At 69.8% G+C, this 2,834-nt stretch carries 4 protein-coding genes; all 4 read left to right on the top strand.

Annotation, left to right across the window (positions count from 1 at the left end; translation table 11 throughout):
• A partial coding sequence (gene mltG / locus FDZ70_08820; protein ID TLM71654.1) for an endolytic transglycosylase MltG occupies positions 1-1,102 on the top strand: 1,102 nt, incomplete at its 5' end.
• 164 nt (positions 1,103-1,266) lie between these two features.
• On the top strand, positions 1,267-1,605 hold the full coding sequence (locus FDZ70_08815; GenBank protein ID TLM71653.1) for a hypothetical protein: 339 nt from the start codon (positions 1,267-1,269) through the stop codon (positions 1,603-1,605).
• Positions 1,583-2,017, top strand: coding sequence for a type II toxin-antitoxin system VapC family toxin (locus FDZ70_08810; protein ID TLM71652.1), 435 nt, complete (start codon positions 1,583-1,585; stop codon positions 2,015-2,017). The genes FDZ70_08815 and FDZ70_08810 overlap by 23 nt, the downstream gene beginning before the upstream one ends.
• A 118-nt stretch (positions 2,018-2,135) precedes the next feature.
• On the top strand, positions 2,136-2,834 hold a 699-nt coding region (locus tag FDZ70_08805; protein ID TLM71651.1), incomplete at its 3' end, for a flotillin family protein.

The following is a 2,834-nucleotide window of genomic DNA, read 5'->3' as shown; positions in this document are numbered from 1 at the left end:
CCGCCACTCCGCGCCCCCGGCCCCGCGCGCCGCGCGCGCGCCGCGCATCCGCGCCCCGCGTCCTGCGCGCCGCCGAGGTGCCCTGCGCGGCATCCTCGCCATCGGCGCGCTGTCCGTCGGCCTCGCGCTCGTCGCGGCCGCCATCATCGGCTACGCGACCTTCGTCCGGCCGACGTCGGCCGTTCCCGCCGGCAAGCCGGTGGCCGTCGAGATCCCGATGGGCTCGACGGTCGCGCAGATCGGCTCGATGCTCGCGAGCGAGGGCGTCGTGCCCAACGCGGCGATGTTCCGCCTGCGAGCGCGCTACACCGACGGCACTTCGAACTGGCTCGCGGGCAAGTACGACCTCGTCACCGGCATGACCTACGAGGAGGCGTTCGCCGCGCTCGCCGACGGCCCCGACCTCGTCTACGCCGACGTCGCGATCCCCGAGGGCTACACCGCGCGGCAGATCGCGGCGCGCTTCGCCGACGAGGCGGGCCTGCCCGAGGACGAGTTGCTCGCGCTCATGACGCACGGCGCACCCGAGTTCGCCGTCGACCACCCGTACCTCGCCGACGCCTACGACGGCTCGCTCGAGGGCTACCTCTTCCCGGCGACCTACCGCATCGAGGAGGGCGCCACGCCCGACCAGGTCGTGGAGCAGATGCTCGACGAGTTCGACAAGCGCACCGCCGGCCTCGACTGGTCCTACGCGAAGTCCAAGAACCTGACCTTCGGCGAGGTCGTCGTCATCGCGTCGATCCTCGAACGCGAAGCCCAGCTGTCCGCCGAGTTCCCGAAGGTCGCCTCGGTCATCTACAACCGCCTCGGCAAGCCGATGAAGCTGCAGCTGTGTGCGACGGTCCAGTACACCATGGACCAGCCGAAGGAGAACCTGTCCATCGAGGACACGAAGCGCGAGAGCCCCTACAACACCTACCTGCACGACGGCCTGCCGCCCGGTCCGATCTCGAACCCGGGGATGAAGGCGCTTTCCGCCGCGGCGCATCCGCCGAAGACCGGCTACCTCTACTACGTGCTGACCGGCGCCGACGGCTCCCAGACCTTCACCGAGACCTACGACGAGTTCCTCGCCGCGAAGGCCGCCGCCAAGCGGTAGGGGAGCGCGGTCGCCGACCACCATGTCACGCGCGGCGCGCACCGCCGCACCCTCCGCCGTGCTAGCATAATGCTTGCAACGCGCGGTTCGGACGCCGTTTGGACTCCGCTCACACCCGCCCGCTACGCTCGTCCCGAGAATCTGACGAGGGGGGATGTGAGGCGGTGGCGGTCCGGACGGAACGACGGCAGGAGGCGGTCACCGTGCCCGACCTGCACATACGCAACGTGGATCCCGACGTCATCGCGCGCCTCAAGGCGCAGGCGAAGCGCAACGGCCGTTCGATGGAGGCGGAGGCCCGCGAGGTCATCGAGCGCGGGTGCCCACGCAATCTCACGATTCAGGAATGGCTCGAGGGCATGCGCCGGCTCCAGGAGGAGCACCCGATCCCGGGTGAACCCAACCTCCCGACGAGCGAGGAGATCAAGCGGCTGATCGAGGCCGAAGAGGACGAGAAGTGGCGCCGCATCCGGGGCGAGGATGCCGATGGCACTGACGATTGATGCGAGCGTCGTCGGGGACGTCATGTTCATCGGCGAGCGCACCGCTGCAGCGCGGGCACACCTCGGTACCGCCCACCGCATGATCGCGCCCGCGGTCCTCGTCTCCGAGGTCCTGTCGACCGCCACCAAGCAGCACCGTGTGTCCGGGGTGCCCGAGGCCCACGCGCGCGAGCGGTGGGAGTTCGCGCGGACCCTACCCATCGAGCTGATCGACGACGCGTTGTTCGCCGAGGACGCCTTCGAGCTGGCGATCCGCCTGCGGCACCCCTCGGGCGACTGCCTCTACCTCGCCGCGGCGATCTCGCACGGGGCGCCGCTGGTCACGGGTGACCGTCGGCTGTACGACCGTGCCGTCGCGGCGGGTCTCGGCGAACACGTCCGCTGGGTCGAGGATCCGCCGACCGCGGTGTAGCGCCCGCACCCGCCCCGTTGCCCATGTCAGCGGGTAGGAATACGCTGACATCCGCGCGTCACGCGCGTCGTCGCGCGTCGCCCACAGGCGTCCACCCTCGGGGGAGAGGCTCTCGCACATGGACATCATCGCGTTCCTCGGTATAGCCGGCACGGCCATCATCGGCAGCTTCGTCGGTCTCGTCGTCCTGCTGTGGCTCGTCGGCTTCCGGATCATCCGGTCCGACCGCGTCGGCATCGTCGAGAAGTGGTGGTCGCCGCGCGGGTCCCTGAAGGACCAGATCATCGCGCTCAAGGGCGAGGCGGGATACCAGCCCGACGTCCTGCGAGGCGGCATCCACTTCCGTACGCCGCTCATGTACAAGGTCCACACGATGCCGCTCGTGACCATCCCGCAGGGCAAGATCGGCTACGTGTTCGCGCGCGACGGCGTGCCGCTCGAAGGCGGCCAGACGCTCGGCCGCATGGTGCCCGGCAACACCTTCCAGGGAGTCCGCTTCTTCCTCGAGAACGGCGGCCAGCGCGGCCCGCAGCGCCAGATCCTGCGCGAGGGCACGTACGCGTTCAACCTCGCGATGTTCGTGGTCGTCACCGAGAGCCAGGTCTACTACCTGCACATGGGCGACACGGTCGAGATGCAGACCATCCAGTCGATGGCCGCGCACCTCGCCTCGATCGGCGGGTTCGCGCCGGTCATCATCAAGGGCGCCGACGACAAGACCGGCATCGTCACGGTCCACGACGGCCCGTCGCTGCCGTCCGGCGACATCATCGCGCCTGCCGTAGGCGACAAGGCCGGCGACCCGAACCACCACAAC

The organism is Actinomycetota bacterium (genome assembly GCA_005774595.1).
Lineage (GTDB): Bacteria > Actinomycetota > Coriobacteriia > Anaerosomatales > D1FN1-002 > D1FN1-002.
This window is presented reverse-complemented; position numbering and strand designations above follow the sequence as displayed.

Bases quoted from the DNA above. Each gene is read 5' to 3' on its own strand.
- FDZ70_08810 (TLM71652.1), top strand. From the start codon at position 1,583: ATGCCGATGGCACTGACGATTGATGCGAGCGTCGTCGGGGACGTCATG.